This is a genomic window from Acinetobacter sp. YQ_14, assembly GCF_043102985.1.
In the GTDB taxonomy this organism is placed as follows: domain Bacteria; phylum Pseudomonadota; class Gammaproteobacteria; order Pseudomonadales; family Moraxellaceae; genus Acinetobacter; species Acinetobacter venetianus.
Genome location: NZ_JBICJJ010000002.1, coordinates 136,195 through 158,526, shown reverse-complemented (window position 1 = coordinate 158,526; position 22,332 = coordinate 136,195). Strand labels below are relative to the sequence as shown.

Below are 22,332 nucleotides of genomic sequence, written 5' to 3'. Positions count from 1 at the left end.
ACACTATAATTATAAAACTCTATAATAATTAAATAATTGAGCTAATCAAGTCTCAACAATATTCTTCCCTTTTGCCTTCGCTCTTAACATTGACTGATCCGCTTTTTCTAACAATTCCAACCAATTTTCAGCCCCAACAGCTACACCAATACTGACTGAAACCCAAAGCAATTCTTCAGAGTTGGAAAGAGTGATAGGCTCTTTCGCAATTTCTGAACGGATACTTTCTGCGATAACCTTTGCTGCATCTATCGTAATATTTTCAATGACAACCAAAAACTCATCACCACCATAACGAACAATTAAATCAGATGCTCGGACATTATGTTTGAGATGATCGGCAATCGTGGAAATGACTTGATCACCCACAATATGCCCATACTGATCATTCACAAATTTAAAATTATCAATATCCGCCACAACCACACCCGTGTTTAAAAAACCACTCGGCTTACGCTCCAGAGCATGAACATATTCTTCCAAAGCCAAACGATTCGCGACACCTGTTAACACATCCGAGTTGGCAATCTTTTTTAGCTGCGTCTCCATCATGTCACGCTGATTCAACATCACTTTTAGACGATCAATCGCCTCAAATAAAGATAAAAACTCCTGTCTGGATTGTTTGGTTTTTAACTCTTCTTTTGACGCATTTGATAAGCGTAGAATCATTTCTCGCGCTTTAATTAACGGACTAAATACTTTCCGCTTTGTATAAATCATAATGAAAATAGCCGTCAGTAAAGACAAACAAGAAATACACAGGGTAAAAATAAATTGTTGCTTGGCTTTTTTATTCTGCTCGTGTGCAACTTGAATACTGTAATCTAAAATATAGTTCTGCAAATCCATAACCGTTGTAAATTTATCTACAATCCGATTCGTTAATTGCGTACCCGTGAGAAAATAGGTTTGATTATTTTGGCTTTGATCGAGTAATTTCGTAATTAAAGGTAAACCTTGATCTAAAAACTCTGTTTTTACTCGTTGATGTAAATGTACATATTCAGCTGTCTTGGTTTGTTCAGGTTGGATCGTATCAACCAAAGACCATAAATATTGAGATTGATGCTGGGTTTGTAAACAACGTGCTCGATTAATATCTGAGATTTTTTCACCAAATGTCACAGGTGCCATAATATTTGAAGCAACTCGCCCTGCCTGATCACGCATATCCGTAAGAACCAAAATCGAAATAAAATAATTCGACATTTTGCTGTCTTTACTTTTGGATAGTTTCATCAAATCATTTAAATATTTTCGGCTCTCATCCCAAACATCAAACATCGTAAAAATTGCATGATTAAATTGAGCAGACGTGCGCTGAGCATGTGGAATATTTGCATAAGCGTCTACAACCTCACGACCATGATTCAACTTTGCTTTGAAATCAGTTTGTAAATGTGTCGCAATCGACTCAAATCCACCTTGATTTAACGTCGCTATGGTCTGATCAATCTGATCATCCACAACCAATCTAAACTCAGCTAACTCTTTTTGATTGGCTGCTAATTCTTCAACGGTACTCGACATAACCTTATTGGCAGGTGCGCGTTCTCGAGAAATTTTATTGGCTGTTTTTACTAAGGCACGCAGGCTCGTAATTTCTGTTAATACTTGATTTGTCTTAATATATTCTTGATAGCTTTGAATAATCAGAGGGATAGAGATATATAGGATCGAAGAAATAATAACGACCATACATAGAAAAAGCCGGAGACTGATTTGCTCAGAACGTAATTTCGCACTTTTTAAACTACGTCCCATGCACACACCTTGCTTGTTTCAAAAACTCATCCAGATTGATTTTCAAACAGTATGTAATTTTACCTGATTTTTAAAATTATACCGTCATAATTAAAGCTGTTTTTTTAAACAGATAAAATACAAGCAAAACCAATTTTCCTTTTGGTTTGTTAATTTATATTTATCTATTTGTTTTAATTATTAATAATAATTAAAACAATTTTCATCAAATTGATCTTTCGAAGAATTATAAAATACTTTTGTATTATTTAAATTAGCCAAAAGAATAAATAAATGATTTATGAGCTAAATAAATTGCTATATATTCAAAATTATCTTTAATTATTAGAGATATAACACTGTTTTCAAATAAAAACATTCCACGCCTGATCGAAAAACTAAATCTTTTAGATAAAAATTATCAATTTCACATGTTTATTAAAAAGAGCAATACTTTACTGAAGCACAAACTTATAGATTTTAGTTAACCCTCTAGGATGTTTTCTCCCCCAAGCTAAACATCCTTTTCAGCCCAACCGAATAAAACGGTTGGGTCTTTTTTATGTGAATATTAATCTAATGCTAAATTAAACCTAACTGCTGCAATGCCTCATAAACAATCGTTTTCCGAGCCTCCACATGTTCAGTTTTATTCATCTCCATATTTAGAGAAAATGCAGTTACTTTACCATTAGGTTGCTCTACCCATCCTGTCCACCATCCCACTTGTGGCTCAACATCCATTCCCCAACCACTTTTCGCATAAACTTTTGTCCCATTCACCTGATCCACCAATAACATTTGCTTAACTTGCTGCTGAACAGGAATGTCAAACGCCAATTGCTCATTTGCCAATGCGTAGGCAAATCTGACTTCTTGAATCGGTGTGATTTTTAATGGGCCAACCAACCAAAAATTATCGACCTGATTGCCTATATCTGAATTTCCAAAGCCTATTCTTTTAACTTCTGATCCCATCAAATCTAAACCTATTCGTCTGGCTAATTCTTGATAAATAGGAACAGCGGATGCTTGGATCGCTTCAGTTAAAGTCAAATCTTTTTCCCAGCTCTTAAATCTACGCTTTTCTCCATTCCATTTAAAAACTTCATTTGGTGTCGTTTTATGGTGTTGGATGCCAATCAAAGCATTGAGCATTTTAAAAGTAGATGCAGGGATATAAGAGGTTTGAGCTCGATTTAAGGCATTCCCATATTCATGTATCTTTTGACCGTCATAAGTGACAAATACGCCTTCTGTTTTGGCATTCACAAATAGCTCAGAAATTTTTTGTTGTTGCTTTTGCTGTTCTGCAATCTGCAGCTCTGAATTTAAGCTGTGACAAGCAACCAAGCCTAAACTTAAGCATAACGAACTACATAGCAGAGCAACTTTGAGTTTTTTTCGCATAATGATAGGAATGTGGCAGAGTATGGAGTTTTAATATAAGCCTATTTCTTCATCAAATTTGTATTATTATTCTATTTTCATTTACTATAAAAAAGGCAAAAAAAAGCTCAGCCTTGGGGAAAGCCGAGCTAGTAAACAGAGATGTAAAAACATCGAATACTCAAGAAAATGTTATAAAGGCATAATGCAAATTAAATACCTCTTGATGCCAATTATGCGAACCAAGTCTCAAAAAGTAAAGTTGATTAAATAGATCGGAATTGTGTTTTTTATCGTTTTTGTTGATTATTTATACGTTACAATTACACAAAATTTAAGATTACAATTAAGAAAAAACAGTTACACCACACAAAAAACCAAGAAAATGAGATAAAAGTCTCAGTAAAAAACCTAAAATATTACAATTTTAAGAATTTAAAAAAAGAAAAAAACGATCATATTAATCGTATAAAACAATTAAAAAGCATAGATATATGCCTGCTATTAGATGAAATCAGAATATCTAAAATGACGCTATCTTACTGTTAATTATAATTTTCATGATTGGTTGACAAAATAAAATACGTTTGTCTATTTTTTAGACAATACATACAAGCCATACATTCGTTTGTCGGGTCATAGAATTTATTACATTGACTTCATATTTTGTTACAATAGAATGACTCCAGATTTATATTTCTTTTATATCAATGCTGGAAATTACTATGAAAAAACTCGGTTTAGCCACTGCTTTAGTATTAGCCATGACCGGTGCTCACGCTTACCAATTCGAAGTTCAAGGTCAATCTGAATTTTTAGATACAAAACAGAATGACAAAGACTTTACTGGTGCTGGGCAAATCAGCTATTTCCTTAAAGATGTTGATACATCTAAAGGTCCTTTAGCTGAAGCTGCTTTCCTAAACCAAGCATCTAATGTTTCTGTTGCATATAGCTTTGCTAAAGAAAGTGGCGATGAGATCGTTACTACAAAAAATGAATCTATTGGTGCTAAGGGTGAAGCATATATCCCTACACCTTATTTACCAGTATATACAAGCGCATCTTATAGCCACTCTAAAACTAAAGTTGATGGCGAAAAAGACAACGGCGATCGTTATGCTTTAGAAGTTGGTACTTTATTAGCGCCTAATTTTTTAGTTGCTGTAGGTTACACTAGCATCGTTGACCAATTCGCTTTAGATGCAAACAGCGTACTTTCTCAAGGTATCGTTAAATCATTTGGCGAAGCTGCAACAATTGGTGAAGACCAAGATGCGATTACTGCACGTACTAAATACGTTGGTAACATCGATGGTACGAACATGGCTGTAGGTTTTGAAGCTGGCCTTGTTTATGGTGACACTACTGCTTACCAATTAAAAACTGATGTATACGTAACACCCAAGTTAAGCGTTGGTGCTTCTTATGCAGAAGTAAGTGCTAGCAAAAACCCTGCTAACGATAACTTCTCTCCAATCAAATCTGCTTGGGGCGCGAACGTTAACTACTTCATCACTCCAGCTGTTGCTGTAGGTGCTAGCTATTTAAATGCAAATGCAGTTAATGCTGACCTAGATACGCAAACTGTTGGCGTGAACGCGAAGTTCCGTTTCTAATATTGAATTCGGGTTCTAAACCTAGAACCCTTAATTCACAATAAAAAAACCAGTTCATCAGAACTGGTTTTTTTGTTTTTAACAACATTGATTAACTTTCATCTATAAAAGAAACTCAAGTCATTACTTACATCTTTTTATCTTCAATATTAAGCGCACTAATCGCCAATACTGCTTGAGTACGGTTTTGTACGCCAAGTTTACGGAAAATCGCAGTCACATGCGCTTTGATCGTTGCCTCTGATACATCCAGCTCATAAGCAATCTGTTTATTTAATAGACCTTCCGCAACCATCATTAATACACGAAATTGTTGTGGTGTAAGAGACTGTAATCGCTCAGCTAAAGCCGTTTCATCCGCAGCACGAGGATCAAAGCCTGCATGTGTTGGTAAATTTGGTGGTAGCCAAATCTCACCTTCCAACACTTGTTTAATCGCTTCACCAATATGGCTAGGATGTGAAGACTTTGGAATATATCCCATCGCACCATGTGCAATTGCACGTTGAATAATTGAAAGCTCTTCATGTGCAGATACAACGATAATCGGAATCGCTGGATATTGAGCGCGAACATACACTAAGGCTGAAAATCCAGAAGCACCTGGAAGATTTAAATCCAACAGCACTAAGTCTGGTTCTGCACCATGCTCTAATCGTTCATAGAATTCATCAACATCCGCAGTTTCCTGAATTTGAGCCTGAGGAATGCTATAACGAACCGCTTGAATCAAAGCATGTCTAAATAAAGGATGGTCATCTACAATTAAAATATTCATAAGCGCTTTATGCAGTCTTCAAGTACGTCACTGTACGGAGTTTATTCAAATCTACTCTATCTTAGCGTATTTTTAAATAAACTGTTGGTCAAGCATCAAGAGTTGTGTATTCCAGCATAAATGCAAAACAATACAAATATTGATATAAGTCACATAACAGCAACTAATCAATAAACACTATACAGAAATAATGAGAAGAAACAGAGTATTAAATTCATTTAATTTTTCTCGTAATACTTAGAACAGATATATCTAGAAAACAGATAAGCTTGCAGCTTTTCCTTATTTTACAGCTGCGGTCGAGCTATAGATAAATAAATAGTAATTCGTAATGATCTTTTAGGCTGTGACCATGTCCAATCGTAATACTTTATCAACTCCACTGAATATTGTTGCTGTATCTGGTGGTTTAAATAGCCCTTCGAAAACAGAAAGTTTAGTTCAAGCCATTCTCAATGAACTGGCTGAAGCCATCAACATCCAAGTACATTTTGTGAAACTCAGTGAAATTGGGCCTTTGCTTGGTGGAGCAATTTACCGTAATCAATTGCCACAACGTGTTCAAGATGACCTCGCAACGGTAGAAGCAGCTGATGCACTGATTGTCGGCACCCCTGTTTATCGTGCTTCGTTTACAGGTTTATTTAAGCATTTTTTTGATTTTGTAGAGCAAACTGCTTTGGTTGATGTACCCGTTTTACTTGCAGCCTCAGGTGGCAGCGACCGTCATGCGTTGGTCTTAGAACATCAATTACGCCCACTATTCAGTTTCTTTCAAGCACAAACCTTACCCATTGGCGTTTATGCCACAGATCGCGACTTCACCCCTGAATATACGGTGAAAAGCGAGCAATTATCTGATCGCGTGACGCTCGCTGTTGCACGTGCTTTACCAATTTTAGAATGGGCACCAGCCAAAGGTCAGCGTGCGGCTGCCATTAAAACCAAAACCGAACAAGCTAATCAAAATCTTGGTATCAATAAACAGATTGAACAAGCGGAGGTACTTCCATCCGCAGCAGTTCCTGATTTGAATGCAGCGGAATCTCGATTGCATTCCAAACCAACTAAGAATCTAACTCACGTTGCATAAACCGATTTAATGGAGGATACAACAATGACAACAACAGCATCCGCAATTAAATTTGCCTACTGGGTTCCCAATGTGAGTGGCGGTCTCGTTGTCAGCAATATTGAACAACGTACTGACTGGAGCTATGACTATAATGTGCGCTTAGCTCAAGCAGCGGAACAAAGCGGCTTTGAATATGCTCTCACTCAAATTCGTTTTACCGCTGGCTATGGTGCAGAGAACCAACATGAATCTGTCAGTTTTAGTCATGCTTTATTAGCAAAGACTGAAAAACTCAAAGTAATTGCAGCGATCCTGCCCGGCCCTTGGAAGCCCGCATTAGCTGCTAAGCAATTGGCGACCATTGACTATCTTACTCAAGGGCGCATTGCAATTAATGTTGTCAGTGGTTGGTTCCGTGGTGAATTTGATGCGATTGGCGAACCTTGGCCTGAGCATGACGAACGCTATGTTCGCTCGGAAGAATTTATTCGTACTCTCAAAGGGATTTGGACGACTGACCATTACAGCTTTGATGGTAAATATTACCAATTTCAAAATTACACGCTTAAACCAAAACCATTGCAAAAACCGTCCATCGAAGTGTTTCAAGGTGGTAGTTCTCGCGCCGCTCGTGATATGGCAGCACGTGTATCCGACTGGTATTTTACCAACGGCAATAGTGTCGAAGAAATTAATAAACAGATTGATGGCATTCGCAGCAAAGCGAAGTTATCTAATAGACACGTCAAGATCGGGGTTAATGCTTTCATTATCGCCCGTGATACAGAAGAAGAAGCTAAAGCCGTGCTGAATGACATCATTGCTCAAGCCAATATTGAGGCGGTAAATGCCTTTGGTGATGCCACTCGTGAAGCAGGTGCAGCGGCTCCAGAACGCGAAGGGAATTGGGCAAAATCGACCTTCGATGATTTGGTGCAATATAACGATGGCTTTAAAACTAATCTGATTGGTACACCAAATCAAATTGCAGAACGCATTCTTGCTTTAAAAAATGTGGGGGTAGATCTAGTTCTTTCTGGCTTTCTTCATTTCATTGAGGAAGTTGAATATTTTGGAGAAAAAGTTTTACCGCTAGTCCGTCAACTTGAACAACAGGAGCATCATCTCTCAGCAAAATCAGCGTAGTTTTCAGCGTTAAATAAAAAGAATAACAAAACTAATGGCAGATAGTCCCCCAAGGCTCGGCTTGGGGCTTTTTTATTTTAATGGGTCTCAATTTCTCGCATGACGGTTTCAACCGAATAACGGCACCACTGCGACAGCTGCTCAATGAATTCATTTAATTGTGGCGGATCAAAGTGGCTGACGATCATATAACAAGCATTGCCGAGAACCTTAAAACATTCATCCACTTGCTCATATTGTTTGACTAAACGCTCAACCTCGATAAAAGCTTGCTGATCATTCATAAAAAGTTGGATGAATTGTTTATGCTCATACTTTATCGCCACAGTGTATTTTTTGATAATACCTGCATCCATCAACTGAGCAATACGTGCCCCCACTGCCTGTCCTGTACGATGCACGCATTGTCCAATTTCTTTATGGCTAATGCGCGAGTCTTGTTTCAATAATTCAAGAATTTTTAAGTCGATGGGATCAAGTTCAATATTCATTTTTCATTACGAAAGAAAACCAGCAACAATGCTTTCACCAAAATATAGCCCATTTTTCAGTTTCACCCTACGCTTGTTTTATCTTAACCTTAGAGCTAAATATGATGAAACAGGCCTTACTAATTATTGATGTACAGAATGATTATTTTAAAAATGGCAAAATGGAGTTGGTCAATCCTGAACTTGCCTTGCAAAATACCAATCAACTAGAAGACTATTTTATTCGAAACAATTTACCAATCATTTATATCCAGCACATTAGTCCAGCCTCGGCCAGTTTCTTTCAGGAGAATACTGTTGGTGTTGAATTACACCCACAACTTAAAATCACTGATGATTCTCTGATTGTTGAAAAACATTTTCCAAATAGCTTTCTAGAAACCAAACTTCAAGCCATCCTTGAACAGCATCAAGTTGAGCAATTAGTGATTGCAGGCATGATGACACATATGTGCGTCGATGCAGGAACACGAGCGGCACAAGAGCTTGGCTATCAGCCGATTGTGATTGCAGATGCGACTGCAACTCGCAATTTAGAACATGAGGGCAAAATAGTCAAAGCAGCAGATGTACAAACTGCTTTTTTATCAGCACTAGGCTTCTTCGCCACTGTACAAAACACGGCAGATTTTTTAGCCTCACATAAATAAACCATATAAAAAAAGAGCGTTCTACAGAACGCTCTTTTAGTAAAAAACGATTATCTGTTTGGATAAACCGTCGCAATCAAATGCTCGACCACAGCTGGTTCAGCTAATGTTGAGGTATCACCTAAGCTATCCAATTCATTTGCCGCAATCTTTCTTAAAATACGACGCATAATTTTACCTGAACGGGTTTTTGGTAAAGCAGGCGCCCAATGCAATGCATCTGGGGTTGCCACAGGTCCAAGAACTTTACGCACCCAATTCACTAACTCTTTGCGTAGCTCTTCAGATTCTGCCACATCAGCTTGTAAAGTCACAAAGGTACAAATACCCTGACCTTTAATATCATGCGGCATCCCAACCACCGCAGCCTCAGCGACTGCCTCATGTGCCACTAGCGCACTTTCAATCTCGGCAGTTCCTAGACGATGACCAGAAACATTCAACACATCATCAACACGTCCTGTGATCCAATAGTAATTATCTTCATCTCGACGTGCACCATCACCCGTGAAATAGCAACCTTTAAAGGTCGAGAAATATGCTTCGATAAAACGTTGAGGATCGCCCCAAATGGTTCTCATCTGACCCGGCCATGAATCCTTAATCACCAGATTCCCTTCGGTTGCGCCTTCCAACTCATTGCCTTCACCATCGACCAAGGCTGGCTGAACACCGAAGAATGGACGTGTTGCTGAACCCGGTTTTAAAGCGGTTGCACCCGGCAACGGTGAAATTAAGATACCACCCGTTTCTGTTTGCCACCAAGTATCAACAATTGGGCAACGACCTTCACCAACCACCTCGTGATACCAGTTCCATGCTTCAGGGTTAATTGGCTCACCAACCGAACCCAGTAAACGTAAGCTACTGCGATCACTTTCACGCACATAGGCATCACCTTCACGCATCATGGCGCGAATTGCTGTTGGAGCAGTATAGAGAATAGTAATGTTGTGCTTATCAATGACATGACCAATACGTGCCCAAGTTGGATATTGTGGAATCCCTTCGAACATCACCGTCGTCGTCGCATTACTCAGTGGGCCGTAAAGTAAATAACTATGCCCTGTAATCCAACCGACATCCGCAGTACACCAATACACATCATCTTCACGAAGATCAAAGACCTCTCTGAATGTTGTGTTGACATATACTAGATAACCGCCTGTGGTATGGAGCACGCCTTTCGGTTTACCCGTTGAACCTGAGGTATACAGAATGAATAACGGATCTTCTGCTTTCATTGGCTCTGGTGGGCAGTGCTCATCTACCTCCATAATGGCAAGGTGATACCAAACATCTCGCTCCGGATTAAACGCAACTGAATTTCCTGTACGGTGCACCACAATGACATTCTGAACACTACTTGTACCATCAATTTCCAATGCAGCATCTACATTTTCTTTGAGCGGAATAATTTTTCCGCCACGCATCCCTGCATCAGCGGTAATGACTAATTTTGCTTGGCTATCTTCAATACGACTGGCCAATGAGTCTGGTGAGAAACCGCCAAACACCACACAATGTACTGCGCCGATACGGGCACATGCCAACATGGCAATTGCTGCTTCAGGCACCATTGGCATATATAAAACTACGCGATCGCCTTTACTGATCCCTTGCTTTTTCAAGACATTGGCAAAACGACACACTTCATCATGCAATTCTGCAAATGAAATAATTTTATGACGTGATGGATGATCACCTTCCCAAATAATTGCTGGTTTGAGTGGATTATCTTTAAGATGACGGTCTAAACAGTTAGCAGAAACATTCAGTTCGCCATCTGCAAACCATTCGATCTTAAAATTATCTGGATGAAAACAGGTGTTTTTGACTTGCGTAAAAGGTTTGATCCAATCAATCTTTTTCGCTTCTTCTGCCCAAAATGCTTCAGGCTGTTCAATTGAATACTGATAACGATTGAAATAGTCTGCTTCAGAGATTCTTGCTGTTTCTTTGAATTTGTCAGGCACTGGGTAGATTTCTTTCATAGTTCACTTCCTTGGTTTTTTATCTCATACCGTAGATATACCATCTAATGCATCGGTATTTTTTGTTGTCTCTTGCAGTATGGTCACCAACAACAAGAGCAAACAATGCGGCTTTGGTCGTAGAACTGTTGCAATTTTACGATTCGCATATTTTCAAAAATTTACTCAAAATAATTTAAAATTTAACTGCTTGTCTATGCTTTTTGTTTTTAAAATAAGTGATTATTTTGATCAATGTAAATACTTTAAAAGATTTAATAAGCAGAAAAATAGGAATCCATCTATGTCAGATTTTACAATTGCACCGCAGACGCAACCCAGCAAAGATCATCCGCTCTCATCGAGAGGACGTTTTAATCGACTTAGCTACTTAGGCTGGCATGGACTAATCAGTATCGGATTCATACTTATGTTCGTGCTATTGGTATCAATCGCAGGCAATGTCAGCATAAACAATGTCAATATGAACGAACCAATGTTCTCAGCATTTTCAGGTATTGCAACATTTGCCATTATTGCGCTGTGGTTTGCAGGATTTTATTTTCAAATTGTTTTCTTGATTCGACGCTTACATGATCTCAATAAAACAGGTTGGTTATGCCTACTGTTACTTGTGCCATTGATACAACTCTTTTTCACTTTATATGTATTACTTGCGCCGGGCACACCGTATCGCAATGACTATGGTGATGTACGTCCATCGAAAGCATGGGAAAAATTATTGGCTTGGATCATGATTATTCTGAGTATTTTCATACTATTTAGTATGTCTGTCTTTATGTATTACTTCGCTAGTCCCGATATTTGGGATGCACCAACACAGATTATTCAAAACACAACGGAGTATTTTTGATTGTGAGTAATTTTTATGCGTTTGTAGCATTAATGAAATCAATTGATTACTGAATTTGCCAAGCGTGTTTACAATAATTTCATTATCATGCAACACCTTATTACTCCTTTCTTTGCGAAATAGAGATTTCTAGTGGCTAACGAACAAACAACATTGACAAATGTCGCGAAAGATACAGGCGAACTATTGCATCAGGCAAGCGCGAAAACCACACAGACGGTACTTGCACATACTGAGAAATATCACGATGCCTATACAACGATTGATAAAATCATCGACAGCTTTTGGGAACGTGTTCCCTATATCTGTATTGCGATTGTTGTTTTTATCATTTTCTGGTTACTCACTAAATTATTTAAATTTTTTGTAAATAAAACATTAACCAATCGCTCTTATGCAAGACAGAATTTGGTTTTAGTTCTACACCGTGTCGGTGGAACATTTATCTTATTCTTTGGCTTCCTAATCGCATTGGTGATTGCGATTCCAGGATTTACACCGAGCCAACTCATCGGTGCTCTAGGAATTGGTTCTGTTGCCATTGGTTTCGCATTTAAAGATATTTTCCAAAATTTACTGTCGGGTGTACTGATTTTACTTGGCGAACCATTCCGTATCGGTGATGCAATCATCGTAAATGGCATGGAAGGTGTGGTCGAAGATATTCAGATTCGAGCGACTTTTTTACGCTCTTATGATGGTCGTCGTATCGTGATTCCGAATGCAACGGTCTATACTAGTCCTGTAACCGTCAATACCGCTTATCAGCAACGTCGTTGTGAGTTTATTGTTGGTATTGGTTACGATGACGATGAACAAAAAGCCAAGCAAATTGTCTTGGATATCTTGAATAATGACCGTAATGTGCTCAGTCAACCGACATTCTCAGTCAATGTTACTGCTTTAGCCGATTTCTCTGTCAATTTAACGGTTCGTTGGTGGATTAATACCACTGAAACCGATATTTTATCATCGACCAGTTCAATCCAAGCTCAAGTAAAACAAGCCTTTAATGCTCAAGGAATTAATATTCCATATCCAATTCAAGAGCTTAAAGTACAGCAGAATAATGCTCAATTGCCTTTTGATACACAAAACTCAGATAAACAGCCTTCCTAAAATAGACGGAACAGCAGTTTCAGTTCGCAAAATTCGGTTGCCTAAGCTCACAGCTTGGCAACCATTTTTTTTGAGCAATTCAATTTCATAAGGAATGAATCCGCCTTCTGGCCCGACCACCACAATACAGGGATGTTGTATTGCGTGAGGCATCACATGCTCAGCATACGGGTGTGCCACATAAGCTGGCTGCTGCTCTGTGATTAAAGTTGCCAAAACATCTTCTACAAAAGGTTTAAAGCGTTTGTACAATTGTATCTCTGGCGCAATGGTGTCTCCCGCCTGCTCTAAGCCCAAAGTTACATAATCATCCAATTGCTGTATAAAAGGCGTCTGCCAATAGCTTTTATCTACGCGATAACTATGAATCAAACTAATGCGCTCTACCCCTAAAGTCACTGCATCCATCATCATTCGACGCAACACTTTGGGACGAGGTAAGGCAAGAATCAAATGTACAGGATGCTTAGCAGGTACAGCTTCGGTCTCAATCGGGCGCACCACAATTCGCGTCTCATTCAATGCAACAACTTCTGTCAAATAGCGTAGACCGTGTCGAATACCGACTTTCAGCGAATCACCTACTTGAAGTTGTAAATGCTGACGTAAATGTTGCAATTGTCTTGGATTTTCAATATTCCAAAGCTCAGATTGTGTCTGTTCTGGTTTAAGTAACACAATATTCATGAGGATGCGGTTTGCTGTAAATAATGATCAATTAACTGAATATGCTTTTGTAAAGAACCCGTATTTCGTTGTAAAACCAACTGAGCTTGCTGAACTAAACGTTGTTTTTGAGCAGTATTTTCTAAACAGCTCAACAGCTGTTGCACAATCTGTGCTGCATCATCTCCAATCAAAATGCCTTGCTCTACAACAAACTCATCGACAATGCTTTGGAAGTTAAAATAGCGCGGTCCAATGACAGTCGGCACATCGAGTACCATAGGTTCTAAAATATTATGACCACCACCCGGTTCATTCAATGAACCGCCAACAAAACACGCTTGGCTCAAGCCATACCACAACCACATTTCCCCCATACTATCAGCAAGAAAAACTTGTGTATCCGCTTGAATCGGTTGTTGCAGGCTACGGCGTTGCGTATTTAAATTTAAACGCTGACATACCTGGTAGACCTCATCAAATCGCTCAGGATGACGAGGCACAACAATGCACAACAAATTGGAATTTGCATTTAAGTGCGGTTGCAGCTGTTTCAGTAAACTCTCTTCTTCTGGTGCATGTGTGCTAGCAAGGGTGATGATTTGACGATGTTCGAGTTGCCAATCTTGTTTGAACTGTTCTGCCTGTACGACATACTGCTGTGGAGCAGTAATATCAAATTTAATATTTCCAACCACCTGACTTTTGTTTTGATCAAGTCCTAAAGCGACATAACGTTGCTGCGTCGCTTGATCTTGTGCAAGCATCCACGTCAGTTGTTGTAACATCGGCTTGGTTAATCGTGCCACTTTGCCATAACCTTTCGCCGATTTTTCCGAAAGACGGGCATTCAATAAAATACAGGGAATCTGTTGCTGCTTGGCTTCCGCAATCAAATTTGGCCAGATTTCAGTTTCAACCAATGCCAAAAGTTTGGGTTGATATACATCAAAAAACTGCTTGAGCAATGGCTTTTGATCAACGGGCAAATAAACCGCTTGAAATAAATCGAGATAAGGTGCTTTCAGAAACAGCGATTTGGCGCGTGCCTGACCCGTCTTCGTCGTATTGGTCACCAACACAGGATGGCCTAATTTTAAATAATGCTCGATCAAAGGCTGTGCTGCATTGGTTTCCCCAACAGACACCACATGAAACCAAATCGTTTCTAAGTTTTTGGGTGGCTGAAAAGGGCCAAAACGCTCGATACACTCTTGTTGAAATGCCGCCGCATTTTCAGCGCGTTGTTTTATTTTCCAACGATATAACGGTTTGATACAGGTCAATAAAAAGTTATACCAAAAGGGTGTTTGCTGCACTGCGTTTTTCTGCGCCATCCTAGACCATATTTCACGATTTGATGTGAGCTTATTATGCGGAATTTCAATAAAAAACTCATGCCATTTTGGTAAATAGCATGAGTCTTTTAGATCAGATTAAGCTTCTAACTGTTCAAAAGCAGGATAATCTGTATAACCTTCTGCACCTGAGCCATATAAGGTTTCAGGCTGAATAGCATTTAAAGGTAAATCATTTTGCAAACGTTCTAACAGATCTGGATTGGCAATATAAGCTTTGCCGAATGACACTGCATCTGCTTGACCTGTTGTCAACATTTGTTTTGCAGAATCAGCCGTTAAACCTTCATTTGCAATCCATACACCTTTAAATTTCGAACGTAGTGCAGGCATTAAGCTGTCTTCGGCTTGGTATTCACGCGTGAAAATAAAAGCAACATTGCGCTGATCCAATTGCTCAACGACATAGCCAAAAGTTGCCAATGGATTTTCATCGCCCATATCATGTGAATCACCACGTGGCGCTAGATGAACGCCCACTCGACCTGCCCCCCAAACCTCGATAAAAGCATCGACGACTTGTAAGAGTAAACGTGCACGGTTTTCAATTGAACCACCATATTCATCATCACGATGATTGGTTGAACTTTGCAAGAACTGGTCAATCAAATATCCGTTGGCAGCATGCAACTCTACACCATCAAAACCTGCCGCTTTCGCTTGTTCAGCAGCATTTCTATATTGTGCAACAATTTCCTGAATTTCTTCATGGGATAATGCACGCGGTGTAACGAATGGGCGTTTTGGACGAAGTAAACTCACTTCACCAGCAGGCTGAATTGCGCTTGGCGCAACAGGCGTATCACCATCTAACAAATCGGGATGTGAAATACGACCAACATGCCAAAGCTGAACCACGATTTTTGAGCCTTGTGAATGCACTGCATCAACAATCTTGTTCCAAGCCTGTGCTTGTTCTTGTGACCATAAGCCTGGGGTATTGGCATAACCTGCGGCTTTTGGACTAATCACCGTTGCTTCGGTAATGATTAGACCCGCATTGGCACGTTGTTGATAGTATTCCACCATTAAATCGTTTGGAACACGAGACGCACCGCTACGTGCACGCGTTAAAGGAGCTAAAACCAAACGGTTTTTAATCTTAAAGTCACCTACTTGTAAGGTAGAGTTTAATTCAGCCATGATCGCCTCAACTTCACTCTATTTAGCGGGTTAAGATTGCCCGTATCCTCGCCGTCAGAGTGTTTGTTTTAAATGTTCGATGTATTGCTGAATCAAAGCTTCATTACGTGTGAAATAAGACCATTGCCCATATTTTTCGACATTAATCAAACCCGCTTGCTGTAACACAGACAAATGATTCGACATCGTCGATTGCGCAACTTTGCCTAAACGTTCGATGTGCCCAGCACATACACCACGCTCAAAACTACCACCACATTCCTGTACAGGTAAAAATTGCTCTGGCTCTTTTAACCACTGCAAAATCTGTCGACGTAATGGGTTGGCTAAGGCTTTGCTTATAACATCAATATCCATAGACTCACCACGTTTCTCAACAGGCAAAAGCTTTGTTCAGCATCTAAACCCAGTATATCGAATTTTATAAATATTAATATCCATTTTTATCGATATTAATATCATATTTTTCCGATTAACCAAAAGATGCTGAACGAAATTGCCGTTTTAAACTTATAAACCTTGTTTCAAACTTGCTTCAATGAACTTGTCTAAATCACCATCCAAGACTGCTTTGGTGTTCGATGTTTCTACACTTGTACGCAAATCTTTAATACGTGAATCGTCTAAGACATAAGAACGAATTTGGCTGCCCCAACCGATGTCTGACTTTGAATCTTCCAAAGCTTGAGCTGCTTCATTACGCTTACTCATCTCTAATTCATAGAGCTTGGCACGTAACTGTTTCCACGCATGATCACGGTTAGCATGTTGTGAACGTTGGTTCTGACACGCCACCACGATACCTGTTGGTGCGTGGGTTAAACGTACCGCAGAATCAGTTTTGTTAATGTGCTGACCACCTGCACCCGAAGCACGATAAGTATCTGTTCGAACATCCGATGGATTAATATCGATCTCAATATTGTCATCAATCTCAGGCGAGATAAATACTGCCGAGAATGATGTATGACGGTTGTTGTTACTATCAAATGGCGATTTACGCACTAAACGGTGTACACCACTTTCTGTCCGTAACCAACCATAAGCAAACTCACCATCCACACGAATCGTTGCAGATTTAATTCCTGCAACATCACCGTCAGAAACTTCCATCAATTCAGCTTTAAAGCCATGACGTTCAATCCAACGCAGGTACATACGTAACAGCATCGATGCCCAATCTTGTGCTTCTGTACCACCAGAACCCGATTGGATTTCAAGGAAGCATGGATTTGGGTCCATTGGATTACTAAACATACGGCGGAATTCAAGATTACCTAAAGCCTGTTCAGCACTATCCAGTTCAGCTTGTACATCGACCAATAAACTTTCATCATCAGCTTCAACAGCCAAATCAAGCATCGCTTTCGCGTCATCAAGCTGTTCAGCCAAACGATCAAATACACTAATGGTATTTTCTAAACTGCCCTTTTCTTTGGCAATCGCTTGAGCACGATTTTGATCATTCCAAATTGCAGGGTCTTCTAATTCTCTTAAAACTTCTTCTAAACGCTCAACTTTTAGATCGTAGTCAAAGATACCCCCGTAGTGTTTGGCTACGATCAGATAAATCTTTCAATTGAACTAAATACGGATTAATTTCCACGTGTCTTTTCCCACACTATTTTTCACTTAATCGACTATTTTAACATAAGTGTTTTTACGACACAGCCGTCTTATTTTGTACATCATGGAAAACGAAGACAAATGTTTCACTTTCATCTTTTCATACTTGTCCAACGATTTCACTGAAACAATTTAAACTTAAATTGCGCAAAAAATTAGACTAAATATACTAAAATACACAATCCCTCCTAAGTTTTAATAAATCAATACAATCCATTTTTTTAAATAAAAATCAAATATATAAAATGTCAAAATTACAAGTTAATTACATTCGTACTGTTTGATTACTTTCTCATGATTGACCCTCATCAAATTTTAAATAGACTGGGACTTGTAACAAAACATGTAATTAAGATTTAGCTAGTTCTCATTATTTCAGAGGGAAGTAACCATGAAAAAATTAGCAATTGCATCGGCACTTTTATCTGCATTGGCAGTGACAGGTACTGCACATGCTTATCAAGCTGAAGTAGGCGGCTCATATACTTATTCTGATTGGGATGATTTCGATGCAACACATAGCTTTGGTGTAGATGGAAAATACTATTTCAATCCAGTGCAAACCCGTAATGCACCTCTTGCTGAAGCGGCGTTTGTAAACCGTGCAAGTAATGTTAGTGCAAAAGTGAATTACGCAGACAATAACGGTATAAAAGACTCACAATATGGCGTAGGTGTAGAATATTTCGTCCCGAACAGTGACTTTTACTTAAGCGGTAATTTGGGTCGTAATGAGTTAGAAGTAGACAATACATCTATCGATCAAAAAGTTACAACTTATGCTGCTGAAGTAGGTTACTTACCTGCACCAGGTTTATTACTTGCTTTAGGTGTCAAAGGGTATGACGAAAAAGATGGTAAAGACGGTGCAGACCCAACCGTTCGCGCAAAATACGTCACTCAAGTTGGTGGAAATGACATCAATCTAGAAGCATATGGTGCTTTCGGTGATTTAGATGAATACCGAGTAAAAGGTGATTACTACCTAGATAAAACACTCAGTGTAGGTGCAGATTACTACAATAACGATCTTACGAACCGTGATGAATGGGGTATTTCTGCGAAGAAATTCCTAAATCAGCAAGTAAGCTTAGAAGGCCGTGTCGGTTTTGGCGATGATTACAACACTTATGGTGTTCGTGCTGCATACCGTTTCTAATCGTTAAATCCTAACTTTTAGATTCTAAAAACCGCTCTGAAATCAATTTTCGTGGCGGTTTTTTTATAATGAATATTTATAAATAAAAAAATAAGCACCCTGATTCATATTGAATTCAATATCTGATTATTTAAACAGAAACAGCTAAATATTTTGATCATTCATTTAATAATTGACGACTCTCAAATTTTGACTACACTACAACTCGCAACAAATTATTACGATGCATTATTTTAATAAAGGGGAGTTATTGAATGAAAAAATTAAGCTTAATTACAGCACTTTTAAGTTCTTGTGTTGCTTTAAATGCGAATGCATATCAAACCGAAGCGACTGGTGCTTATGAATACGTCGACATGGACGGCGGTAAAACCAATAGCGCAGCAATCAGCGGTAAATATTACTTTAATCCTGTGCAAACCCGTAATGCGCCTCTTGCAGAAGCAGCTTTCCTTGACAAAGCATCGAACATCGGCGGTGGATATGCGTATAGCAAACTTCAAGATGATGAAGATTTTGGTGATTTGCAATTTAATATTATCGGTGTAGAAGGCGAAATTTTTATTCCTGATACTCAGTTTTATGTTTCTGGTGCATTACACCGCACGAATATTAAAGCCACCATTAATGGACTTGGTTCAGAGTCAGATAATGGCAATGGTTACGAGTTTGAAGCAGGTTTCCTTCCAGTAAATGGTTTATTACTTGCTGTAGGTGTGGCTGATTTTTCAGAAAGTATCAACCCTGTAAAAGTAGCAAAATATGGTTTTGTTACTAATGTCAGTAATGCTGCCGTTGTTTCTGGTGATAACGACGATACAGCCGTTTCACTTCGCGCAAAATATGTTTCTGAAGTCGCAGGCTTCTATACAAATTTTGAAGGTGTAACTTACATCGGTGATGAAACATCTTATCGTTTAGCTGCTGATATGTATTTAGATCAAACACTAAGTGTTGGTGTTTCTTTTGCAGACTCTACAGCTGACGACTCGGATAGTATTTTCAACATTCGTGCACAAAAATTCTTTAACCCTCAATTTGCTTTAGGTGTGGGATACACGACAACTGATGGTGCTGACTCTTATGGCATCAAAGGTACATTCCGCTTTTAATTGAGTTTCTATAAAACAAAAAATCCGCTCAACAGAGCGGATTTTTTATTGCTTTAAATAGGTGACCTGCAATTGTAAACTGGTATTCCCATTAAAAACATTACGTTCTAAGGTGTACACCAAATCGACATAACCCAACATTGGATTAAATTCATAACGATCGATGGCATTAAAAGCAATCGCATCAATCGCATGTTGCCCTACAGCAAGTTTTAATTTTAAGTGCTGATCCTTGAGCCAACGATAATCAATCACTTTAAACCGACCCTCGAACTGAGGTAGAGGAAATTTTTGTCCCCAAGGGCCAAGTTGCTCTATCCAATCTAAAGTTCCTAAATGCAAAGCGGAGTCATCTAACTCACCATCCGTCCATAAAGTTGCTTGAAATAAATCAGAATCCATTTCCGCAATCATTTGAGTAAACACGGTTTTAAATTCTTCAAAATGTTCTTTTTTTAGTGTTAAACCCGCTGCTGCTGCATGCCCACCAAAATGACTGACCAAATGCGGATACTGTTCAACAACCTGCTCAATCATATCTCGGATATGAATCCCTTCGATTGAACGAGCAGAACCTTTGATATGTATCCCATCTTCATCGGGCGCAAACACTAAGCTTGGTCGATGAAACTGCTCTTTTAAGCGGCCTGCAACGATACCGATCACCCCTTGATGCCATTGTTCCTCAAACATTACCAAAGCAGGAGGAATATGTTCGGTTGTTAATTGTATTTGTTGCAAAGCCGTGAGTGCCTGTTGCTTCATTTCATTTTCAACTTGTCGACGTTCAACATTCAGTTGATTGAGCTGCTGAGCAATCGGATAAGCAGTTGCCATGTCTTCAGCAAGTAGACATTCTATTCCGATACGCATACTTTCCATACGACCTGCGGCATTAATCCGCGGACCAAGCACAAAACCTAAATCCTGCGCACGTAGATGAGCTGCATCACGACCAGCAATATCGAGTAACGCTAAAATTCCAGCACGACACTGATACTGTTGGATGCGTTTAACACCCGCATCAATCAAAATGCGATTGTTATAATCTAAAGTTGCAACATCAGCATAAGTACCCAAAGCAACTAGATCTAAATATTGAGTGACTTTACTGCTCGTTTTATTGTGCTGACTGCGAAAACTTGCCAGTTTTGCCAAGACATAGAATGCGACTCCAACCCCTGCCAATGCCTTACTCGAAAACTCGCAATCCAATTGGTTTGGATTCACCACAGCTTCAGCAAGTGGTGTTGGCTTACTGGTTAAGTGGTGATCCGTAATAATCACTTGCATCCCAAGCGACTGCGCCGTTTCAACACCCGCATGACTTGATATCCCATTATCGACAGTAATCAATAAATCAGGTTGATAGGTTGCGTGTGCCAATTCAGCAATTTTGGGAGTTAACCCATAGCCATATTTAAAACGGTCAGGTACCAGATAGTCGACCAATGCACCCATTTCTTTTAAGACTAATACCATCAGCGCGGTACTGGTTGCACCATCTGCATCGTAGTCGCCCACAATGATGATTTTCTTTTGCTGATCAATCGCTTGATCAATCAACTCAACTGCTCGATCTAAACCTTTCAAATGCGGAGCAAGTAGATGTTTAAGCTTTAATTCAAGCTCTTGTTCAGACTGAACACCTCGTCTTGCCAAAATCTCTGCGATAAACAGAGGCACGCCCTGAAACTGTTCAGGGCGTGTGAGTAATGGTCTCTTTTGAATAAGTATCTGTGTCATTTATGGCATCAAACGTTGAATCGTCCAGAGATCATTCTGTTTTTCATAACTTAAACGATCATGCAAGCGGTTTGGTCGCCCCTGCCAGAATTCATAATAATCTGCTTCGAGACGATAACCTCCCCAAAATTCAGGTTTAGCTAACTCACCTTGATCACCAATGCTCTGCTGGAGTTGTTGAAAGCGTTGTTGCAATTCTTCACGACTCGAAATCGCACCACTTTGTGGAGTACTAATGTGCGCTGCAATTTGGCTATCACGAGGGCGTTTATGATAATAATCAGTCGATTCTTGTTCAGAAATCTTAAGTACCTTACCACTGATACGCACCTGACGTTCTAAGCTAGGCCAATAAAATAACAACTCAGCAAAAGGATTTTCAGCAAGATCTAAACCTTTTTGGCTGTCATAATTGGTATAAAAATCATAACCCGCCTCAGTCGCACCACGTAACAAGACTGTTCGAACATGCGGACGACCTTGTGCATTTGCTGTCGCAAGTGACATGGTATAGGGTTCATGCAGATTTGCATCAAGCGCATGATTAAACCAGTTTAAAAATTGCACATGTGGATCATTGCTGATTTGCGCTTCGTGTAATTCGCCTTGTTCGTAACTTAAACGTAGCTCGCTGAGATCCTTAATGACATCACTCATTATTT

General features: G+C 39.3%; 20 protein-coding genes. 8 read left to right on the top strand and 12 right to left on the bottom strand.

Features of this window, described 5'->3' with window-relative positions; genetic code table 11:
• Positions 1-45 precede the first annotated feature (45 nt).
• Positions 46-1,767, bottom strand: coding sequence for a GGDEF domain-containing protein (locus ACF8D3_RS00740; RefSeq protein ID WP_392469555.1), 1,722 nt, complete (start codon positions 1,765-1,767; stop codon positions 46-48).
• Between the two features lie 561 nt (positions 1,768-2,328).
• Positions 2,329-3,156 carry an OXA-266 family class D beta-lactamase gene (gene blaOXA, locus ACF8D3_RS00735; RefSeq protein WP_392469553.1) on the bottom strand — a complete coding sequence of 276 codons (828 nt, stop codon included), beginning with the start codon at positions 3,154-3,156 and terminating at the stop codon, positions 2,329-2,331.
• 704 nt (positions 3,157-3,860) lie between these two features.
• Between blaOXA and omp33-36 the strand changes: the two genes are divergently transcribed.
• A complete protein-coding gene (gene omp33-36, locus ACF8D3_RS00730) occupies positions 3,861-4,754 on the top strand; it encodes a porin Omp33-36 (protein ID WP_007482787.1) in 894 nt (297 codons plus the stop codon).
• 127 nt (positions 4,755-4,881) lie between these two features.
• Here omp33-36 and ACF8D3_RS00725 read toward each other — a convergent pair whose 3' ends face one another.
• Positions 4,882-5,532, bottom strand: coding sequence for a response regulator transcription factor (locus tag ACF8D3_RS00725; protein ID WP_004878012.1), 651 nt, complete (start codon positions 5,530-5,532; stop codon positions 4,882-4,884).
• A gap of 352 nt (positions 5,533-5,884) precedes the next feature.
• On the opposite strand from ACF8D3_RS00725, the gene msuE reads away from it, so the two are divergent.
• Together msuE and sfnG are read left to right on the top strand one after the other, a co-directional pair.
• Entirely contained in the window at positions 5,885-6,625 is a 741-nt protein-coding gene (gene msuE, locus ACF8D3_RS00720) for an FMN reductase (RefSeq protein ID WP_392469550.1), read from the top strand.
• Between the two features lie 24 nt (positions 6,626-6,649).
• The gene (sfnG, locus tag ACF8D3_RS00715) at positions 6,650-7,753 is read left to right on the top strand and encodes a dimethylsulfone monooxygenase SfnG (protein WP_392469548.1); all 1,104 of its coding nucleotides are present in this window, start codon (positions 6,650-6,652) and stop codon (positions 7,751-7,753) included.
• Between the two features lie 77 nt (positions 7,754-7,830).
• Here the strand turns inward: sfnG and ACF8D3_RS00710 are convergent, their stop codons facing one another.
• The gene (locus ACF8D3_RS00710; RefSeq protein ID WP_392469546.1) at positions 7,831-8,244 is read right to left on the bottom strand and encodes an Lrp/AsnC family transcriptional regulator; all 414 of its coding nucleotides are present in this window, start codon (positions 8,242-8,244) and stop codon (positions 7,831-7,833) included.
• Positions 8,245-8,348: 104 nt separating this feature from the next.
• On the opposite strand from ACF8D3_RS00710, the gene ACF8D3_RS00705 reads away from it, so the two are divergent.
• Positions 8,349-8,894: a cysteine hydrolase family protein gene (locus tag ACF8D3_RS00705; RefSeq protein WP_392469544.1), complete on the top strand. Its 546-nt coding sequence runs from the start codon at positions 8,349-8,351 to the stop codon at positions 8,892-8,894.
• A gap of 50 nt (positions 8,895-8,944) precedes the next feature.
• Here the strand turns inward: ACF8D3_RS00705 and acs are convergent, their stop codons facing one another.
• On the bottom strand, positions 8,945-10,888 hold the full coding sequence (gene acs, locus ACF8D3_RS00700) for an acetate--CoA ligase (protein ID WP_392469543.1): 1,944 nt from the start codon (positions 10,886-10,888) through the stop codon (positions 8,945-8,947).
• Positions 10,889-11,171: 283 nt separating this feature from the next.
• Here acs and ACF8D3_RS00695 point away from each other — a divergent pair, with 283 nt between their 5' ends.
• Positions 11,172-11,741, top strand: coding sequence for a DUF805 domain-containing protein (locus ACF8D3_RS00695; RefSeq protein WP_392469542.1), 570 nt, complete (start codon positions 11,172-11,174; stop codon positions 11,739-11,741).
• Between the two features lie 132 nt (positions 11,742-11,873).
• A complete protein-coding gene (locus tag ACF8D3_RS00690; RefSeq protein ID WP_007481348.1) occupies positions 11,874-12,860 on the top strand; it encodes a mechanosensitive ion channel family protein in 987 nt (328 codons plus the stop codon).
• On the opposite strand, the gene ACF8D3_RS00685 is transcribed toward ACF8D3_RS00690, so the two are convergent.
• The 5 genes from ACF8D3_RS00685 to prfB form a co-directional block, all read right to left on the bottom strand.
• On the bottom strand, positions 12,840-13,547 hold the full coding sequence (locus tag ACF8D3_RS00685; RefSeq protein ID WP_023012670.1) for a 16S rRNA (uracil(1498)-N(3))-methyltransferase: 708 nt from the start codon (positions 13,545-13,547) through the stop codon (positions 12,840-12,842). The two genes, ACF8D3_RS00690 and ACF8D3_RS00685, sit on opposite strands and share 21 nt — an antisense overlap.
• Entirely contained in the window at positions 13,544-14,863 is a 1,320-nt protein-coding gene (locus tag ACF8D3_RS00680; RefSeq protein ID WP_019385610.1) for a 3-deoxy-D-manno-octulosonic acid transferase, read from the bottom strand. The genes ACF8D3_RS00685 and ACF8D3_RS00680 overlap by 4 nt, the downstream gene beginning before the upstream one ends.
• Before the next feature lie 99 nt (positions 14,864-14,962).
• On the bottom strand, positions 14,963-16,027 hold the full coding sequence (locus ACF8D3_RS00675) for an alkene reductase (RefSeq protein WP_392469539.1): 1,065 nt from the start codon (positions 16,025-16,027) through the stop codon (positions 14,963-14,965).
• A gap of 54 nt (positions 16,028-16,081) precedes the next feature.
• Complete coding sequence (locus tag ACF8D3_RS00670) at positions 16,082-16,384, bottom strand: helix-turn-helix transcriptional regulator (RefSeq protein ID WP_017196833.1); 303 nt, start codon at positions 16,382-16,384, stop codon at positions 16,082-16,084.
• Between the two features lie 153 nt (positions 16,385-16,537).
• Positions 16,538-17,633, bottom strand: a protein-coding gene (gene prfB / locus ACF8D3_RS00665; RefSeq protein ID WP_100607978.1) for a peptide chain release factor 2 whose coding sequence is annotated in 2 segments (ribosomal slippage) — positions 16,538-17,560 and positions 17,562-17,633 — 1,095 coding nt in all. Because the reading frame shifts where the segments join, the coding sequence is not laid out codon by codon here.
• A gap of 411 nt (positions 17,634-18,044) precedes the next feature.
• Here prfB and ACF8D3_RS00660 point away from each other — a divergent pair.
• Positions 18,045-18,812, top strand: coding sequence for a putative porin (locus ACF8D3_RS00660; RefSeq protein ID WP_004878034.1), 768 nt, complete (start codon positions 18,045-18,047; stop codon positions 18,810-18,812).
• A gap of 254 nt (positions 18,813-19,066) precedes the next feature.
• Positions 19,067-19,924, top strand: a complete 858-nt coding sequence (locus tag ACF8D3_RS00655) for a putative porin (RefSeq protein ID WP_392469536.1) — start codon at positions 19,067-19,069, stop codon at positions 19,922-19,924.
• 45 nt (positions 19,925-19,969) lie between these two features.
• Here ACF8D3_RS00655 and recJ read toward each other — a convergent pair whose 3' ends face one another.
• Both recJ and pdxH read right to left on the bottom strand, forming a co-directional pair.
• Entirely contained in the window at positions 19,970-21,670 is a 1,701-nt protein-coding gene (gene recJ / locus ACF8D3_RS00650; protein WP_392469534.1) for a single-stranded-DNA-specific exonuclease RecJ, read from the bottom strand.
• On the bottom strand, positions 21,671-22,327 hold the full coding sequence (gene pdxH, locus ACF8D3_RS00645) for a pyridoxamine 5'-phosphate oxidase (RefSeq protein ID WP_023012675.1): 657 nt from the start codon (positions 22,325-22,327) through the stop codon (positions 21,671-21,673).
• Positions 22,328-22,332: the final 5 nt, after the last annotated feature.